We start from the raw sequence: 17,397 nt of genomic DNA on the forward strand, positions 1-17,397 counted from the left end.
AAATTTGTTTATTTACAAATTTCCAAATGAAGTGCCACGGCTATCCAGGCAGTCTGAAAGATGTACAGATACATTTTGATTTATGTTGATCCGTCGCACAGCAAGGAAAACATGAGAACTGGAGGAAAAACAGTAGAACGGGAAAATAGAAAGCCCGACCATTGGATCGGGCAAAAGAAATCCTTCTATATGATGCTATCCAGTCGATGACAAATGAAATGGACATCAATACGATGTGAGTGTATTCCTGAAACTTTTTAAACACGGGAACACCTCCAAAAATGTTTCCTAAATCGTACCATATCAAAGTCGTAATGATCGAGTCAGTTTAACTTATGACGCTGTTTTAATAATGAGTATAGAAAGATGAGCAGACATCCACTAAGACTTACACAGCTCATTAATGTATCGTATGGATGGTAATTGTACTTCAAATCTCGAATTGTGTTGTCACCCCATAATAGGATGGGGATTACAAGAAAATAATGCAATTTTGTATCATCAACAAACCTGATATAGACAAGAGAAAGGATAGTAGAAATGCTGAAAATCTCAAGGAAATCTTGCATTTCATCGAATGAAATTGTTACCGGAATGTCACTTGCAAGAATCATTTGCTTACACCAAAGAAGAAAGAACCAGCCAGTTGCTAAAGTACCCACTGTGAGCTTTAAAAATAATTTCATAGATAAATTACTCCCTGTATTCAAGTTGATATGTAAGAATTGTGAGGAAACCGCACCATTAGTTTAGTTCATGGATTACTCATAGTGAGGGGATGGAGGGGCAAAGTAATATACTAATTCGACAATCCCCCAAAAAAGGATGAATGTGAACAGTACGTATAGCCATCTTTTACGAAGTGACTGGGAATTTACGATAAGCCCCCAACTAAGTAGGGGGAGTGCTATCAATATGATGGATACGAAGTCGGTCATGCGCAATTCACTCCTTACACGTTTTATTACGTAAATGGAGAATATTGGTTACTTTTTCGATACGGTCAATGAGAACGGAGAAATCATCGGGCTTGCGCCGGGTGTGACCGTCATTTCAGCCAAATATGCCGGAAAAATATCCGAGCTGACAGTCTATGAGGGCGGTGCAGAGCTGATGAATCGACTTTCCATTAGTAATACTATGGAAAAAGCATGACGATTTCGGTGAAAGTCACGAAATAAACAAGAACAAGGCCCTCGGAAAAATCGGGGGCTTTTTTGTACGTGCTCAAACATGTACATTCGCTTCACACAATGATAAAATGTTCGTATATACAAGAAAATGCTGCCCAACATCATCGAAGTATGCCTACGTATCCAGGCATGCTTTTTTCGGGCGAGCACAACCATTTCACAAAGATGCAGTTGCTCTTCTATGAGCAGGCAGCCGTAGAGGTTTTCATACTTTTTGGAGCGGGGTTGCACATATGATAGTGGTAAAGCAATTAATGGATCATTGCCACCGCTTTTTTGGGAGTCAAGGTGAGCTGTATCAATCCGAGGATGCGGATATCCTGATTGCCGTCTATCCGGCTACACGCAATCGAGGTTGGTGGACGTATGCCACACTTGAGCTGCACAAGATGGGGGCAACGGAGTACCTCGTCTATTCTTATCAGTTTGAGCAGAGAATGATTACGCATTTGGCGAGAGTAGCGGCCCAGGTAATTCGTCAGTGGGAGAGTCAAACGACCCGCATGGAGTCTGGGAGCATCTTTTCGCTCGGGGATACAATCGTGGAAAAATCGGTTTTGAATCATATGGTATTGACCCCTGCCTATTATGAAGAGGCTGGACTTGAATATTATACAAACGGCAAGGACGTAATCAGGTTCATGATGCTTCATGCAATCGCGGATTCTGAAGCAAAGTTTTTAGAACAATATGGACTTATGGCATTACAGGAATGGTTAGCGCACTCCGGTGTCGATTCCCTGAATGTTACGCGTACGCCTGCCATCTGAGAAGGGAGCGAGCGAAATGTCAGCGATTCGCTTGAGAGTCACCGTAGTAGTGGAACACGAAGGGAAAGTCCTCCTCATCCGTGAGCAGACACAACGAGGCATCTTTTACAACCTGCCAGGGGGAATCGTAGAATATTTAGAAGCGATTCCAGATGCGGCGAAAAGAGAAGTGATGGAAGAGACCGGACTCCTCGTGGAAATGGAGCGATTGATCTGGATAGACGACCGGATCGATCAGGAAGGGAACGGCAAGCATACAGTCGGAGTGGGAGTTTTGGCGAAGCTCATCGGTGAAGAGACGAACCCTACGCCAGGCGGTATCGTCGATGAAGAAATCGAATGGGCTGGCTGGGTCACGCTAGACGAGTGGAAGCAACTGCCGAACGACCACAAGACACGCCCGGATCAAGTCAAGCAAGTCTTGTCTGACCCCACTTATCAACCGATGTACCTGGGAAATATGTTTAGCCGAGCAGAATAAAAACGAAAGACACCGCCCTTTTCCTAGTGAAGAGGAGCGGTGTTTTTTTACTTACGCTTTTTGCTGAACGGAAGTCTTTCTTCCTTTTGCGACAGCCAACACGACAATGACAGCCGAAAGAACAGCGCCAAGTGTCAATGGCTCGGACAGGAGGAGCCAGGCTGCGATGATTGATAAAAAGGGTTGAAGGTATTGAATTTGACTGACCTTGGAGACGCCGCCGATTGCCAGTCCGTGATACCAGGCGAAAAAACCGAGAAACATACTGATTACGCTAATATAGCCAAAACCGATCCAGACAGGCCAAGTGGCTTGTTTTAATTCAGCGAGCAGAGGACCGACGAGCGGAACGACGAGAAAAGGAAAGGCAAAGATCAACGACCAACTGATGACCTGCCAACCGCCCATTGTCTTGGAGAGCTCACCGCCAACCGCGTATCCGATCGCCGCACTGATGACCGCCCCGAGCAAGGCGAGATCCGCCCATTGGAGGGCACCAAAGCCAGAACTGATCGCGTAGGCGAGAATCGTTACACAGGCGATCGCACTAGAAATCCAATATTTTCGGGTAGGGCGTTCTCCTGAAAAAAATATAGCTGCGCCTGCCGTAGCCAATGGCAATAGTGCAATGATGACTGCGCCGTGCGTAGCAGGCACTCTCTCCATTGCCCATGACGAGAAAAACGGGAAGCCCGCTACTACGCCAGCAGATACAAGCAACAGTTTCTTGGTCTCTTGCCAGGTAGGAAACGGTACTCGTTTGATGCTGAGTACCAAAGCCGCTAGTACTGCTGCGATCAACGCTCGTCCCAACCCTGCCGAGAGGGGAGAGAGCACGGTAACAACCACCTTCGTTACAGGCAAGGTCAAGCTGAAGCTAAGTACCCCGATGAAGCCATACAGCAAGCCCGTTTTCTCTATATGCAGCTGCTCAGGAGTAGTTGACTGCTCTTTTTGTACGTCCTGCTTCTCGATCGGAAGCTGTCCGCTCATCCGAATCCCATCCTTTGTCGAAGTAAAGTTTCTGTTGTTCCATCTTAGAGGCGACCAAGCATAAACGGTAGAGCCAATTGGCAGCAGGAGCAGTAAGCCAATTTGTCGAAAGGGAGGAAAACAGCAAGTATGGGGGACGGATAGGGATGGAATGGAAGCCGGACAAAGACGCAGGAGTTCCGATCTATATGCAAATCGCCAAAGAGCTGGAACGACAGATTGTATTGGGAGTGCTGCCCCCTGGTACATCTCTGCCGCCAGAAAGAGTGTTGGCACGGCGCTTTGGCGTCAATCGTGGGACGGTATCGGCAGCGTATGAAGAATTGCGGGCCAAAGGTATATTACAATCGTGGCAAGGGAGCGGTACTTGGGTCAGTCGTGATCTATGGGGCGTCAAACAGATGCCAAACTGGTATACCTACACAAATGGTGGGGCATTCTTGCCAGCTTATCCACTCGCGAAACGAATACAGGATGCATGCTTCGATTCCTCGATTATCAATCTGGCAAAGGCAGAATTGGCGACGACGATGATCCCGTCATTGATCCCAACTACGGAGGGGGAAAAAAACGAGATCAAGCTTGAGCTGGGCTACGCGCATCCAAAGGGGGAGCCGCGTCTGCGTGAGGCACTAGCTGTGCATTTGCACGAAAACTACGGCATTCACGCTTCTCCCGACGAAATTTTGGTGACGTCAGGAGCGCAGCAAGCACTGCATCTCATTACACTATGTCTCTTGAACCCCGGAGACGCAATCGCAATGGAGGGACCCTCTTATTCGTATTCTCTTCCCTTATTCAGTTCAGCTGGCCTGCGTTTATTTCGTTTGCCGATGGATGAGGACGGTATTGTACCCGAGGCTGTCTACGATTTGCAGCGAGAACATCGCATTCGCATGGTTTTCGCGAACCCGACCTATCATAATCCAACCGGGACGATATTAAGCGAGGCACGGCGAGCCCAGTTGCTCGATATTTGTCAGGAGCTGCGCTTGCCACTTGTGGAGGATGACGCTTACGGCGCACTGACACTGGCTGGAAGCCCTAGACCTCCCAAGCCGATCAAAGCCATCGACAAGACAGGTGCTGTTCTGTATGTCGGGAGCCTTTCGAAAACGATTGCGCCAGGCTTACGGATTGGCTGGCTGGTAGGACCAAGATCTGTCGTAGAAAGACTAGCCGATGCCAAGCAGCAAATGGACTTTGGCACGAGCAGCGTCTCCCAGCAATTCGCTCGGCAATTTGTTGAGCGAGCCAGCTGGATCAATCAGCAGGAGCGAATGTCTCGTTACTTGTTGGAACAGCAACAAGCGATGATACGTGCTATGCACAATCATCTCACCGATTACGCCGTATGGAATGAGCCGGGTGGCAGCTATCATATTTGGTGTCGGTTGCTTGCTCCCAGGGACGAAAAGGAATTGCTAGATGATGCGATTAGGGAAGGTGTCGTATTTACACCTGGTAGCGTCTATGGAGCGGAAGCGGGCTGGCTGCGACTGACCTATTCGTGGGAATGCCCGGAAAATATCGAGGAAGGAATACGCCGTATCCAAAGAGTCCTTCAGCAGAAAAAGCGATAAGAAAAGGGAATATTTCCTTATTTATGAAACTAATTCCCATCTCACTCGTATGCACTATAGAGGCAATTTTAGAAAGGGGGGACAGTCGTGGGCGTACTTGAAACCGTCTACATGGTCTGCCTTGTACTTGGTCTAATCTACACGGTCATCTCGCTGTTGTTTGGCGATACGCTCTCGGATTGGCTGGGACATCTGCATCTGCCTTTTGCACAGCCCATTTTGTTGGTTAGTGGCATGACTGCCTTTGGTGGAGCGGGGTATTTGCTATCTCGATACACTTCTCTTGGTACGCTTGTCGTGTTGATGCTGGCTGCAGTCATTGGCATCGCTTTGGCTTTTGTCTCATACTTCCTGTGGGTAAAGCCGATGAGCCATGCGGAAAATTCCACGAGCTATTCCATGAGTCAACTAGGAGGAAAGCTGGGGGAAGTCGGGACAACGATCCCAGCAGAAGGACTGGGAGAAGTGCTGCTGCCGATGATTAGTGGAACGACTTACCATATGGCGGCGAGTCTTGAGGGCGAGATTATCCCGCAAGGAACCCGTGTCGTCGTGGTCGAGGTGCGTGACCATGTCTTGTATGTGATCCCCTTTTACACTGAATCTGGCGAAGGAGATGAGAAGTGATGGTAGATCCTGGTGTTTTGACGATAGTAGGTGTTGTCGTCGCAGTCTTTCTCGTTTTGGGTATTGCCTTTTGGGCCCGTTACAAAACAGTGGGTGCAGATGAAGCCATGATCGTGACGGGTAGCTATCTCGGCTCGAAAAATGTACTAAGTGACGAATCCGGCCGCAAAATGAAGATCGTCCGCGGAGGCGGCGCATTTATCCTCCCTATTTTTCAACAAGCAAACTTTCTGAGTCTTCTGTCTCATAAGCTGGATGTATCGACGCCAGAGGTGTACACCGAGCAGGGCGTTCCTGTCATGGCAGATGGCGTAGCGATCATCAAGGTAGGCGGCTCGATTGAAGATATCGCCACCGCATCCGAGCAATTTATGGGCAAGAGTGACGAGGCACTGCGCGGAGAGGCACAAGAGGTACTCGAAGGCTATTTGCGGGCAATCCTCGGCAGTATGACGGTAGAGGAAATTTACAAGAACCGTGAGCGATTCGCGCAAGAGGTGCAATCGGTAGCGACAAAGGATTTGAAGAAAATGGGGCTGTCCGTTGTCAGCTTCACGATCAAGGATGTCCGGGACAAAAACGGCTATTTAGCTGCCCTTGGAATACCGCAAATCGCTGCAGTGAAGCGCGATGCGACCATCTCGCAGGCTGATGCGGACAAAGAAGCGCGGATCAAGCAGGCACAGGCAGAGGAAGAGGCACGCAAGGCAGAGCTGTTGAAGGAAACGAACATTGCCGAAGCAGAAAAGGAAAAAGAGCTGAAGGTAGCGGCGTTTAAGCAAGAGCAGGACAAAGCGAAGGCGAGCGCTGACCAAGCCTACAAGCTGCAAGAAGCTGTCGCCAAACAGCAGGTTACAGAAGAAGAGATGAAGGTCGATCTCGTCCGCAAGCAGAAGGAAATCGAGCTGGAGGAAAAAGAAATTCTTCGCCGCGAAAAGCAATATGATGCGGAAGTGAAGAAAAAGGCCGACGCCGACCGCTACTCTGTGGAACAGGCGGCAGAAGCGGAAAAAGCGAAGAAGCTGAGAGAAGCAGACGCGATCAAGTACCGCATTGAAGCGGAAGCAAAAGCAAATGCGGAGCAGAAGCGTCTGGAAGGTTTGGCGATTGCCGAGGCTGAAAAAGCACGTGGTAGCGCTGAGGCAGAAGTCACGCGCCTCAAGCTCGAAGCCGAGGCAGAAGGGAAAGAGAAGCTGGCTGAAGCATTTGAAAAATTTGGTCATGCGGCTGTACTCGATATTATTGCGAAAATGCTCCCTGAGCTGGCTGAGAAAATTGCCGAGCCAATAAAGGCGATCGACAAGGTAACGATCGTGGATGCAGGAGGCGGTCAGGGAGATGGAATCAATCGTCTGAGCGGGAATGTTACGAAGCTGATGGCCCAACTGCCAGAGATGCTGAAAGACGTATCTGGTTTGGATATGAATAAGATGATCGCAGACTTTATGCAAAAGGGTGGTACCGTACCCACACAGCAACAGCCTGTACCCGTAAAAGTTCAGGTAGAGACGGATTCTGTTTTGGAGAACGAAAACAAATAATCAAACTGATCAGAGGAGAAGTGCCCCTTTATAGCGAGGGGCACTTTTTCGTGGGAAGAAAATCAAGGATAGTCTACCTGCTTAGCACGTCCATATCCTCTCAACAATTCGCTGACCGTTACGAATTTATACCCTCTATTTTTCAGTTCAGGCAATATTTGCTCGAGGGCTTGTACGGTCTGTCTTCGATTGCCTCCGTAATCGTGAAATAGCACGATGTCTCCATTCCGCGCGTTGTTCAAAACCTTGTTGACGATTTTTTTTACACCGGGATCGCTCCAATCACGTGTGTCTTGATGCCACGACCACATGATCAGGAGAAAACCGGCTTGCTTCGCTGTATCGACGACTTTCTCGTCGTAATATCCTCCCGGAGGACGAAAGAGGGTGGGACGAACCCCTGTTGCCGAATAAATGGTCTCCTGCGTTTTTTGCACCTCTTCTAATAGTCGATTCGCTGACAGCTTTCGAATATCTGGATGACTGTAAGTGTGATTGGCAATCTCATGTTGATCATTCACGAGAGATTTGACGATTTCCGGGTACTGGCTCACACGATTTCCTACGACAAAAAAGGTGGATTTCGCTTGATACTGCTTCAACAGCGCTGCAATCTGCGGAGTGTATACCTGGTCAGGACCATCGTCAAAGGTAAGGGCAATCACCTTGCTCTCTGTCGGCACTTCCCAAACGATATCTCCTCTTGTTTCATAATACTCGCGATTTTTTTCCCGGATTGCATTGGCTGTCTCGCTGAAGGAAGGAGCAAGAATGACAGCTAGCAAAAGTGGGAAAAAGAGGATATGCTTTTTCATTCGTTCACCTCTTTATCAGAGACTTTCCTGCTAGGTAGCTGTACATGATGATGTACTCCCCGTTACTATGCGACAAATCTTGATGATTATTCCTGAATGTCCTCAGGGAAAAGACACTTGTTCTTTTTATGCGGATAATTTAAGCTAGTAAAAGCATAAGACGTGAGAGTTAGATGGAGGAATCGATCATGAAGGTAGCAAAATTTGGGGGAACATCACTGGCGAATGCCGAGCAAATAAAAAAAGTATGCCAAATTGCATTGGCGGATCGGGACAGACAATTCATTGTTGTATCGGCGCCTGGGAAACGACATAAGGAAGACACGAAGGTTACTGATTTGTTAATCGCATATGCTGAGCGATTTTTGGCTGGAGAGCCTACAGAGGAAGCGAAACAAGCAATATTCTTGCGCTATCAGGAGATTGTGGCAGGTCTCGGGCTTTCTGCCGAGATTGGTCAAGCGATTGAAGTGGAGCTCGGGGAGGTTCTGGCAAACAAGGAGGGCTTGTCCAAGGAAAGATTCATGGATGCGGTCAAAGCTGCGGGAGAGGATACATGCGCCAAAATTGTCGCTCGTTACTTGCAGAGCTTGGGCGAGGTCGCGACCTACATCAATCCAAAGGATGCAGGCATGCTGGTTACGGACGAAGCAAGCAATGCTCATATCCTCCCTGAAGCGTATGCCAAATTGGCAACATTGCGAGAGCGGGAGGGAATTGTCATTTTCCCTGGCTTCTTCGGCTATTCACGTTCCGGTGATCTGGTTACTTTTTCGCGCGGTGGCTCGGATATTACGGGATCGATTTTGGCTGCGGCGCTTCAGGCAGAGGTCTACGAGAATTTTACCGATGTCGATTCTGTGTATGTGGTCAATCCGAACCTGATTGCCGATCCGAAGAAGGTGACAGAGATTACGTACCGAGAGATGAGGGAGCTGTCTTATTCCGGTTTTAGTGTGTTTCACGAGGAAGCGTTGATTCCTGCGTATCAAGCAGATATACCCGTATGCATCAAGAATACGAATAATCCGTCTGCGCCTGGTACGATGATTGTGGCCGAGCGAGGATCTGCTACAAACAGAGTGTCGGGTATTGCAAGTGATAGCGGCTTTTGCAGCATTTACGTCAGCAAGTATTTGATGAACCGTGAAATTGGCTTTGGCCGCAAGCTGCTGCAAATTCTGGAGGAGGAGGAGCTTTCGTACGAGCATACTCCATCTGGAATTGATAACATTTCCGTCATTCTGCGAGAGCGCGATCTCACGGAAGAGAAGGAACAGCGGATTGTAGAACGCATCCGCCGAGAGCTGTTCGCTGATGATGTCGCTGTTCAGCATAGTCTTGCACTCGTCATGATTGTCGGGGAGGGCATGCGTCAATCTGTGGGGACAACAGCGAGAGCCACAGCTGCGTTGGCTGCTGCGAAAATCAATCTGGAAATGATCAATCAGGGGTCATCAGAAGTAAGCATGATGTTCGGGGTAAAAGCCGAAGAGGCAGATCGTGCTGTGATTGCTTTGTATCAAGAGTTTTTTGGAGCCGAGGAATCATTGGTTTCCTCATCGTCACAATCCACTTCTGTCAAAGTGTAGTCGCGTGCTGCAAATGAGCCGCAACTTCCATCCTGCACCCATTGATAGACACGCCATTCTGGCTGTTCGGATGCGAGTCCCACAATCCAATAGCTGAGCGTGGGATAATGCCACCCAGCTATGTCGCGTGTAGAAGGGATTGGCGGCGTATGGGGATGTGTATGCAAGACCCCCAACCATTGAAGATTGTGCTTGCGGATGTACTGCAAGCCTTGAAGAAATGTTTTCCCATCCCAAGCGAACACGTGCTTGTCGGGTGAGACGGGCATCGGTACACAGGCCGTAATCGTTGCTCCACGACCTGCGAGCAAAGCAGAATACTCATAAGGAAACGCCTCTTGTGCTTCGGCCAGGAGGCGTTTCGCTACTTTTTTCGTCAGGAATATTTTGTTATCCTTAATCGCAAAGGGTTCACCCAACCAAGCGGGATTTTTCATTCGGCTTCCGTCCTTCTTCTCTATTCGACCATGATTTGGAGGTTAGCATTCGATGACTACGATACAAGTGGGAGTTTGCGGCTGGGGAGATCAGCACGAATTGTACGTACAAGGTGTACGCAGTCGAGACAAGCTGTCGGTATATGCCAGCCACTTTCCAATTGTAGAGGTGGATAGTTCTTTTTACGCTATTTTACCACAGCGAAATTACGAATCGTGGGTGAAGGATACACCTGAACGATTTGGCTTTATCGTCAAGCCTCATCAAGGGATGACGGGGCATCAACGGGGGGACGCTTCGGGAAGCAGACGGGAATTGTTTCGTCAGTTCGAAGAGAGCATTCAGCCGGTCGTGGAGGCTGGCAAGCTCAAAGCGTTACTGTTTCAGTTTCCGCCGTGGTTTGATTGTACCCGAGAGCATGTCCAGTATGTGACCGCTTGTCGCCAAGCCATGCAGGCGTATCCGTTTGCGGTTGAGTTTCGCCATCAAAGCTGGTTTGAATCACGGTATTCGGAGCGAACACTGGATTTCTTGCATAACATCGAAGCGACACATGTCGTATGTGATGAACCACAAGTGGGAAAAGGCTCGGTCCCGATTGTTCCTGCCGTGACGAAGCCAACCTTGGCGTTGGTTCGCTTTCATGGGCGCAACAAAGCGGGCTGGCGAGATCCCGGAGAGGGACAAAATTGGCGGGATGTCCGTTATTTATATCGATACAGTGAGACAGAGCTTGCAGAATGGGTGGAACACATCAGACTGCTCGAACGGCAAGCGGATGAAGTCTGCATTTTGTTCAACAATAACTCTGGAGGAGATGCAGCAGCGAATGCGAAGCAGTTTTCGGAGATGCTTGGCCTTGCACCTACTGGTCTGAATCCTCGTCAGATGGACCTGTTCTCCACGTAGCAAGAAAGAAGGGGAGTTCATGCTTGTAGTAATTGCCATCTTATTTGTCATCATCGGAGTCCTGGCTGGCGTCATTGGCAGTATCGCGGGTCTGGGTGGTGGGATTTTTTTCGTGCCTGCTCTGCTGTATTTTGCGAACTGGTACATGCCTGGATCGATGAACCCGCAAGTAGCAGCGGCGACTTCGTTGATTGTGATTGCGGTAACCGCCCTTTCTTCTTCCCTTTCTTATCTCAAGCAAAATAAAGTAGATAAGCAGAGTGCCTTGCTCTTTTTTATCGGGAGTGCGCCGGGTGCTATTGTGGGCGTTTATCTTAATACATTACTAGCAGTAGGGGGCTTTTCGCTGCTGTTTGGCTTGTTTCAGCTCTCCATGTTCGTCGTATTGATGGTCAAAGACAAAATCAAACCACGCAGCATGGAGTGGGAAGTCCAACGCCACTTCATCGACAACGAAGGAAATGAATATGTGTACGGGTATAGCAAATGGTCCGTGATTACGCTTGCTTTCTTTGTCGGGATTACCTCGTCGCTATTTGGCGTGGGTGGCGGCATTCTGATGGTTCCAGCCATGATCATTTTGTTTCGCTTTCCGCCACACATTGCTACCGCTACATCCATGCTGGTCATTTTTTTATCAGCGGTGGTTGGATCCATCACGAATATCTTCCACGACAACGTACACTGGCTGTATGCAGCGATGCTCGCGCCAGGAGCATGGGCGGGCGGAAAGCTCGGAGCGATTGTTGCCAGTAAAATGAAGGGGCGCACCATCGTGCTATTTTTGCGTGTTCTGATATTGGGAATTGCCATACAAATGATCGGAGAAGCGATTTTTGGATAATGAGACGAGAGGGAGGGGAAAGTCGTGGCTGACACCTGTACCTTACACATTTTGCACACGAATGACTTGCACAGCCATTTTGATACGATGCCGCGAATTGCAACCTGCCTGAGGAAGCACCGAGAAGAGTGGGAGGCCAGGGGAGAGCATGTGCTGACGGTCGATATTGGAGACCATATGGATCGAATGGATATCCGATCGGAAGCGAGCTTTGGGAAAAGTAACGTCGAGATCATGAACAGAAGCGGGATTCAATACGCGACGATTGGAAACAACGAAGGCATCACACTCCCAAAAGACAAGCTGAATGAACTGTACACATATGCGAGTTTTGTGATCATTACGGGCAATCTGTTTGAACCGACAACAAATTCTGTCCCGTCTTGGGCTGTACCATACGCCATTCATACCGTAGGCGAGCTGCGGCTGGCGATCTTGGGAATGACGATTCCCTTTGGCCCTTCCTATCAAAGTATGGGATGGGAGATCAAGGAACCGATCCCGATTTTGCGTGAGCAGATTGCGGCACTGCGCTCGTCTGTGGATGTTGTCATTTTGCTATCGCATCTTGGCTATCAGACAGATTGTCTGCTGGCAAAGGAAGTCGATGGGCTCGATATCATTTTGGGCGGACACTCTCACCGGACGCTGCCTCATGGAGAACGTATAGGCGGTACCTTAATCACACAAGCGGGGCGATTTGGCGAGTATGTCGGTCATGTAGAGCTCGTCTGGGACGGGATTCATAATGGCATCAAAGACGTGCGCGCAGAGCTTTTTCACACAGAACAGTACCAGTCAGACGAATCATTGAGCCAGTTCATTGAGAGTGAAAAAGTATGGGCAGAGAATCGTTTGTTTCAGCCGATAGTTCAATTGGAGCAAGACATGCACATAGGCTGGACGGAGGAGACCCCCTATGGTTCCTTCATCGCAGCGAGTATTCGTAAATGGACGGGTGCTGAGATCGGCATGGCAAATGGAGGGCTGTTGCTTGCTGATTTGCCGCGGGGTAGCTTGTCCTTTGCCGATTTGCTGCACAGTATGCCTCACCCGATCAATGCCTGTGCGGTCACAATTACAGGCGAGCAGCTCACCACTGTTCTGGAGCAAGCGATTCAACCGGAAATGGTTCATCGGGAGCTGCGAGGGTACGGTTTTCGCGGCAAAATAGAAGGCTGGATGTGTGTGGACGGATTGTACATCCGCTACAGTGAGGATGACCAACCGCAAATTATCAAGATTGAAGTCAACGGGCAACCGCTTGATCGCGAGCGTCTGTATCGAGTCGGGACGATCGACATGTTTATGTACAATCGCATGTTTCCCGATTTGCTGCTCGGCAGTGAGGTTACATTTTTCTTGCCCGAGATGCTGCGTGAAGTGCTCGCCACCACGATAAAGGATCAACAGATGCTGCAAAATGCGTTTCGTCCACGTTGGGAAAAGATATCGTCAACGTCAAAAAACCAATCGTAGAGACCGGTTTTTCGGGAATGCTATCGAAAAACGGGAGGAGACGAGCGATGCGCTTCATAGATGAAGTATACGAGCTGTACAGAGGACATTTTAATGGCGATGAAGAGGACATTACAGCAGTTGTCGTCGGCATTCTCGCGGAGCAGTCTCGGGATGATTTGCTGGATTTGGTCGAGGAAATGGACGAGGAAGAGCTGTTTCATATGCTCGCGACGTATATGATTGAAGTCATGAAACGAAAAGTCGCGATGGAGGATGAGCACTTTCCGACAAGCGTCATGCATTAACGTAAGATCAAGTTCGTGATCAAAACATAACTTTTTGAACCACCTCTTAGAGACCTCACCTTTCTCTTCTGAATGTCATAGGATGGTAACGCCAACAGACAGGAGAGAAAAAGGAGGAATCTTGATGGTCGAGGTAGTGCCAATCCACTTTCCAGAGGGGACGGCTATTGCTGTCACCGTTCGATTGCCCAAGACGACGCTATTGGCTGTAACGACCGATCATGGCTACATCATGTGTGGAGCACTGGATGTGGGGCTCTTGAACGAGCGGTTAGCAGCGAGGGAAATTCTTGCCGGTCGTGCGGTAGGGGTCAAGACCATACAGGAATTGCTGGATGCGCCGCTGGAGTCTGTGACGACGACGGCGGAGCAGAAGGGGATTACGGCTGGTATGACTGGTCGGGATGCTGTTGTGAAAATGCTGTAAACAAAGAATGGTTTGCCCATAAGAAAAAACCTTTGTCCCATGACAAAGGTTTTTTAGTTTTCTCGGGCCTTGTTTACCAACGGGCTGATTGTTCTTCACAGATTCCGATCTTGCTTTGCACCGCAATGGTTTTTCCATCATCTGTTGAGATCGTCCCGTCGTAACGGCCGATTACTTGATGCAAAGTGGTTCGCACCAACGCAAAATTTTTGTGCTCGGTTCGAGCAAAGAGCGGCGTAAAGGTGAGGCGTACCGCAGAAGATTCTTCACTCGCAAGCGTCCAAGGGAGCATCCGGTTGTCAGGATCGTAGGAAAAACGAATCTGTTCGCTCAGCTTGTAGAGGACACCATCAATCATCAAGCCATTTTCCGTCATACCCGTTCCGTCCGTCCAGCCTCTGCCAAAGTTAAAGCCTGCGACACCCTTCGCGTGACGGAAAGAGCAGGTCGTCCAGTTCCAACGAGTGTGGTATGGCCAAACGCCACGTCCAAAATCCAGACTGGCAAAGGTATTCTGCCGATCGAGCAAATAGGTTTTCCCGTTATAGGCAATGGTGCCGTGCACAGGCCGGGCCGTTTGCTTCGAAGTGAACTGAAAGCGCTCCGCACTCCACGGTATCACGACATTTAAGGATTCGGATGGCGGATCAATCACGATGTCGAGCGAGAGAGTTTTATCGCCGGGACATATGGCAGTCGCTTCTACGCTCGTTCCGCTGGCTCCTGGCTGAAAGGAGACAGAGAGCTTGCGACTCACAAAATGACAAGGCTCATCTACGGTGGCACCCAGTCGAATCCCTGCACCAAAAGGAACCGTTACGGCACTGTCCGCGGTCTCCCCTGTCGTTAGATCAATAAAATGGACAAAGACAATGCCAGCGTAATCCAGATTGACCATCGCAATCGACATCGCACATTCAGGTGCAGTGATAAACCAAAAATTCCATTTTTTCCGGCGAAGCCAATGCCCGCTAAATTGGCAGTCATGCAACGGATAACGGGACCAACCAATCGCTTCGGGAAGCAAGCGGCCATCCTGATCACATAATGAAAGAGGCTGCGTTAATTCTTTTTCGATAAGCGACATACGATCGTCTCCCTTGCAAACAAGGATTCTTCCAGACAAACTCGTCTCCAGTGTCTTTCCTCGGTAGACATAAAAAGAAAATCTAGAAAAAATTTCATGTAGAATCAAGTCGAATCACGCTATAATAGGGATACCCTGAGGAAAGGCGAAGGAAAGGAAATGCGACTGAAATCCATTCAAAAATGCCAGCCGGGTGATAAACTGGCTCGTTCCATCTATACAGAGAACGGAACGATTCTCGTTGGCGCTGGAGTAGAACTAACCCAACGAATGATAACTCGACTCAAAAACAAAAACGTGAACAGTCTCTACATCCAAGACAAGCGCACGGATGATATTATTGTGGAGACAGTCATTTCCGAAAATACTCGCAGACAAGCAATGTCCATGATTCATGATACATTCCGAACCGTTCATCAAGTTCCGGATAAATGGCAGCAGCTTTTTTCGGACAAGGGTTTGGGACGTAAGCTGCGGGATGTCATGCAAACCGTTGCGGATGAATTAAACAGTAGTGATTCAGCCATGAATTTATTGGCAGATGCTTGCGCCTTCGACAATTACATATTCACGCACTCATTTAACGTTGCCTTGTATAGCACAGCTCTCGCCATAAATACTGGCTGCTCGGAAAAAGATGTGTTGGAGATTAGTATTGGCGGTATGCTCCACGACATAGGAAAAGTGCATATCCCAGACGACATTTTGCAAAAACCGGGCCGCCTTACGCAAGAAGAATTTGAAATCATGAAAAGACATGCAGAGATCGGTTTTGAAATGCTGCGTCGTCAAGACGACATCCCTTTGCTTGCAGCCCACTGTGCTTTTCAGCATCACGAGCGCTGGGATGGCTCCGGTTATCCGCGGCACCTGAAAAAAGAAGAGATTCATCCGTTTGGTCGCTTGATGGCAGTGGCCGATGTATTCGATGCCCTGACGTCACATCGGGTATACCGTCGCGGAATGCTCCCTCATGAAGCGATGGAGGTGCTCTACTCCGGTTCAGGCAAACTGTTTGACCATGTGTATGTAGAGGCTTTGCGAAATACGATTGCACTCTACCCTGTTGGTCTGACCGTCAGCCTGAACAATGGTATGTCTGGTGTCGTCGTTGATTCGAACAAAGGAATGCCGAGCCGTCCGATCGTCAGAGTCCTGGTGGATGAAGAAGGTCGGGATGTCGAGCAACCCTATGAGTGTGACTTGTCCAAAATGCTGACGCTCATGATCATCGCCTGTGGAGATTTGGTATAATCAGAGCCAGTCTTTCTTTTTGAAAATGAGAAACATCGTCGTGCCGATCGCCGCCATACTTCCCAGCACGATGTAGTAGCCGTAGGGTGAACGCAACTCAGGCATCACATCAAAGTTCATCCCGTATATACCGGTCACAATGGTCAACGGCATAAAAATCGTCGTCAAGGCGGTAAAAACACGCATAATATCGTTGGCTCTGCCAGCAAGCGCCGCTTGATACGCTTCGCGCAAGTTTCCGATGAGTTCGCGAAAAGCTTCAAAGCTCTCTACAATTTTGCTGGCATCCTCTACAATATCGCCAAAGTACTTCCGCAAATAAGGTTGAATCAGCGGGAGTTCTTTTTTATGTAGGGCGTCAATCAAATCCCGCTGGGGAACGAGCATTTTACGAGCGTACAAGATTTCACTGCGCAGCCCGATAATTTGATCCAGATGGGATTTTTTCGTGTGCATCAAAATTTGTTCTTCCAGGTCTTCAAGCAGGTCTTCAATTTTTTCCGTCACATCAAAATAACGATCGACAATTTGATCTACCAAGTAGTACAGAAACGCATCGGGCCGATTGACTTCTTTTTCTCGGATGATTGACAGCATGGTAGTGAATTCGGGGGCCTCCTGCTTCGTTACGGTGATAATGGTGCTGCTGCCCAAAAAAATATTGATCTCGCGTAAGAAGATATCATGATTGTGGAAGGTAATGCCATTGATGACCATAAAGTAATGATCATCGTAATGTTGCAGCTTGGGCCGCTGTTCTTCCTCGTCGATGCAGTCCTCGACAGCCAGATGATGCAGTCCGAACAGCGGCTGTAAAATATCCAAATCGAATGGTGCGGCATGAATCCAGTAAAACCCGTTCACAGGTGGAGTAGCAGCCTCTTCGATGTCTTCTATCTCAGTGATGATTCCGTTTTGTACGAGTCTGATCTTCATGAACGATTCTCCTGCTAGTGGATTCGGTTGCGGCGGGTAGACGGGGCCAGATCTGTGTGAGAATCAGTTCATAAGCAGAACGAAGTGCTCGGCGACTAGGCGGAGCCTGTGATGCACGCTGTTGCTTGGGAGTCGTCATGC

At 48.8% G+C, this 17,397-nt stretch carries 19 protein-coding genes; 13 read left to right on the forward strand and 6 right to left on the reverse strand.

The features are described 5' to 3' along the window. The first annotated feature begins 972 nt into the window (after positions 1 to 972). The 3 genes from HP398_RS14365 to HP398_RS14375 all read left to right on the forward strand — a co-directional run bounded on the left by HP398_RS14365 (position 973) and on the right by HP398_RS14375 (position 2,444). Positions 973 to 1,155: a hypothetical protein gene (locus tag HP398_RS14365; protein ID WP_173622917.1), complete on the forward strand. Its 183-nt coding sequence runs from the start codon at positions 973 to 975 to the stop codon at positions 1,153 to 1,155. Positions 1,156 to 1,426: 271 nt separating this feature from the next. Beyond that, positions 1,427 to 1,963: a suppressor of fused domain protein gene (locus HP398_RS14370; RefSeq protein WP_069848803.1), complete on the forward strand. Its 537-nt coding sequence runs from the start codon at positions 1,427 to 1,429 to the stop codon at positions 1,961 to 1,963. Next, positions 1,938 to 2,444, forward strand: coding sequence for an NUDIX domain-containing protein (locus HP398_RS14375; RefSeq protein WP_017251417.1), 507 nt, complete (start codon positions 1,938 to 1,940; stop codon positions 2,442 to 2,444). Before HP398_RS14370 ends, HP398_RS14375 begins: the two co-directional genes overlap by 26 nt. A 51-nt stretch (positions 2,445 to 2,495) precedes the next feature. On the opposite strand, the gene HP398_RS14380 is transcribed toward HP398_RS14375, so the two are convergent. Next, a complete protein-coding gene (locus HP398_RS14380) occupies positions 2,496 to 3,437 on the reverse strand; it encodes a DMT family transporter (RefSeq protein ID WP_173622918.1) in 942 nt (313 codons plus the stop codon). Positions 3,438 to 3,583: 146 nt separating this feature from the next. Here HP398_RS14380 and HP398_RS14385 point away from each other — a divergent pair, with 146 nt between their 5' ends. The 3 genes from HP398_RS14385 to HP398_RS14395 all read left to right on the forward strand — a co-directional run bounded on the left by HP398_RS14385 (position 3,584) and on the right by HP398_RS14395 (position 7,188). Continuing rightward, the gene (locus HP398_RS14385) at positions 3,584 to 5,020 is read left to right on the forward strand and encodes an aminotransferase-like domain-containing protein (RefSeq protein WP_017251415.1); all 1,437 of its coding nucleotides are present in this window, start codon (positions 3,584 to 3,586) and stop codon (positions 5,018 to 5,020) included. A gap of 87 nt (positions 5,021 to 5,107) precedes the next feature. Next, positions 5,108 to 5,647 (forward strand): NfeD family membrane protein, encoded by a 540-nt coding sequence (locus HP398_RS14390; protein ID WP_017251414.1) that lies wholly within the window; start codon positions 5,108 to 5,110, stop codon positions 5,645 to 5,647. Further along, entirely contained in the window at positions 5,647 to 7,188 is a 1,542-nt protein-coding gene (locus tag HP398_RS14395; RefSeq protein WP_173622919.1) for a flotillin lipid rafts scaffold protein FloT, read from the forward strand. Before HP398_RS14390 ends, HP398_RS14395 begins: the two co-directional genes overlap by 1 nt. Positions 7,189 to 7,250: 62 nt before the next feature. On the opposite strand, the gene HP398_RS14400 is transcribed toward HP398_RS14395, so the two are convergent. Next, entirely contained in the window at positions 7,251 to 8,003 is a 753-nt protein-coding gene (locus HP398_RS14400) for a polysaccharide deacetylase family protein (RefSeq protein WP_017251412.1), read from the reverse strand. A 188-nt stretch (positions 8,004 to 8,191) separates the two neighbouring features. Here HP398_RS14400 and HP398_RS14405 point away from each other — a divergent pair, with 188 nt between their 5' ends. Then, complete coding sequence (locus HP398_RS14405; protein ID WP_173622920.1) at positions 8,192 to 9,595, forward strand: aspartate kinase; 1,404 nt, start codon at positions 8,192 to 8,194, stop codon at positions 9,593 to 9,595. Here the strand turns inward: HP398_RS14405 and HP398_RS14410 are convergent. Next, the gene (locus HP398_RS14410) at positions 9,526 to 10,032 is read right to left on the reverse strand and encodes a M67 family metallopeptidase (protein ID WP_173622921.1); all 507 of its coding nucleotides are present in this window, start codon (positions 10,030 to 10,032) and stop codon (positions 9,526 to 9,528) included. The genes HP398_RS14405 and HP398_RS14410 overlap by 70 nt on opposite strands. A gap of 52 nt (positions 10,033 to 10,084) precedes the next feature. Here HP398_RS14410 and HP398_RS14415 point away from each other — a divergent pair, with 52 nt between their 5' ends. The 5 genes from HP398_RS14415 to HP398_RS14435 all read left to right on the forward strand — a co-directional run bounded on the left by HP398_RS14415 (position 10,085) and on the right by HP398_RS14435 (position 13,979). Next, positions 10,085 to 10,942, forward strand: a complete 858-nt coding sequence (locus tag HP398_RS14415) for a DUF72 domain-containing protein (protein WP_017251409.1) — start codon at positions 10,085 to 10,087, stop codon at positions 10,940 to 10,942. Positions 10,943 to 10,961: 19 nt separating this feature from the next. Then, positions 10,962 to 11,786, forward strand: a complete 825-nt coding sequence (locus HP398_RS14420) for a sulfite exporter TauE/SafE family protein (RefSeq protein ID WP_173622922.1) — start codon at positions 10,962 to 10,964, stop codon at positions 11,784 to 11,786. Positions 11,787 to 11,810: 24 nt separating this feature from the next. Next, positions 11,811 to 13,265, forward strand: coding sequence for a bifunctional metallophosphatase/5'-nucleotidase (locus HP398_RS14425; RefSeq protein ID WP_173622923.1), 1,455 nt, complete (start codon positions 11,811 to 11,813; stop codon positions 13,263 to 13,265). Between the two features lie 47 nt (positions 13,266 to 13,312). Next, on the forward strand, positions 13,313 to 13,552 hold the full coding sequence (locus HP398_RS14430; protein ID WP_007715645.1) for a DUF6154 family protein: 240 nt from the start codon (positions 13,313 to 13,315) through the stop codon (positions 13,550 to 13,552). Between the two features lie 124 nt (positions 13,553 to 13,676). Then, positions 13,677 to 13,979 carry a YunC family protein gene (locus tag HP398_RS14435; RefSeq protein ID WP_017251406.1) on the forward strand — a complete coding sequence of 101 codons (303 nt, stop codon included), beginning with the start codon at positions 13,677 to 13,679 and terminating at the stop codon, positions 13,977 to 13,979. Between the two features lie 73 nt (positions 13,980 to 14,052). Here HP398_RS14435 and HP398_RS14440 read toward each other — a convergent pair whose 3' ends face one another. Beyond that, positions 14,053 to 15,066, reverse strand: a complete 1,014-nt coding sequence (locus HP398_RS14440) for a DUF2804 domain-containing protein (protein ID WP_017251405.1) — start codon at positions 15,064 to 15,066, stop codon at positions 14,053 to 14,055. Between the two features lie 159 nt (positions 15,067 to 15,225). Here HP398_RS14440 and HP398_RS14445 point away from each other — a divergent pair, with 159 nt between their 5' ends. Continuing rightward, positions 15,226 to 16,320 (forward strand): HD-GYP domain-containing protein, encoded by a 1,095-nt coding sequence (locus tag HP398_RS14445; protein WP_017251404.1) that lies wholly within the window; start codon positions 15,226 to 15,228, stop codon positions 16,318 to 16,320. Here HP398_RS14445 and corA read toward each other — a convergent pair whose 3' ends face one another. Both corA and HP398_RS14455 read right to left on the reverse strand, forming a co-directional pair. Next, positions 16,321 to 17,256 (reverse strand): magnesium/cobalt transporter CorA, encoded by a 936-nt coding sequence (gene corA / locus HP398_RS14450; protein WP_017251403.1) that lies wholly within the window; start codon positions 17,254 to 17,256, stop codon positions 16,321 to 16,323. Then, positions 17,219 to 17,395, reverse strand: a complete 177-nt coding sequence (locus HP398_RS14455) for a hypothetical protein (protein WP_173622924.1) — start codon at positions 17,393 to 17,395, stop codon at positions 17,219 to 17,221. Before HP398_RS14455 ends, corA begins: the two co-directional genes overlap by 38 nt. Between the last annotated feature and the right edge of the window lie 2 nt (positions 17,396 to 17,397).

The sequence above is a fragment of the Brevibacillus sp. HB1.4B genome, from assembly GCF_013284285.1.
GTDB classification, from domain to species: domain Bacteria; phylum Bacillota; class Bacilli; order Brevibacillales; family Brevibacillaceae; genus Brevibacillus; species Brevibacillus porteri.